Origin of the sequence: Pelomicrobium sp. G1 (assembly GCF_051905455.1) — a bacterium.
In the GTDB taxonomy this organism is placed as follows: domain Bacteria; phylum Pseudomonadota; class Gammaproteobacteria; order Burkholderiales; family UBA6910; genus Pelomicrobium.
In genome coordinates this window covers 1-233 of sequence record NZ_JBQACR010000656.1, presented here as the reverse complement: position 1 = coordinate 233, position 233 = coordinate 1, and the positions used below count along the sequence as shown (strand labels likewise).

Below are 233 nucleotides of genomic sequence, written 5' to 3'. Positions count from 1 at the left end.
TCCCTGGGTTTTTCCTTCGCCGATCCCGTCGCGTTGCATGCGATGGCGGAGGGCCTGGAGCTGGCCTTCTCACGGCCCTGGTCCGCCGCGCCTCGCGTCTCCGGCCGGCGGCTGCCGGGTAGGCCCGCGCCGGTGCGGGATCCTTCCGACCGCCGGCGGCAATTGGTGGAGGTTATCGAGGCGACCCCGGAGCAGGGCGGAGAGGCCATCGAACGGGCCCGGTCCCCCGCGCC

General features: G+C 73.8%; 1 protein-coding gene. It reads left to right on the top strand.

The genetic code is table 11. The features are described 5' to 3' along the window. On the top strand, positions 1 to 233 hold a 233-nt coding region (locus tag ACTFO6_RS20005), incomplete at both ends, for a hypothetical protein (RefSeq protein WP_439936018.1).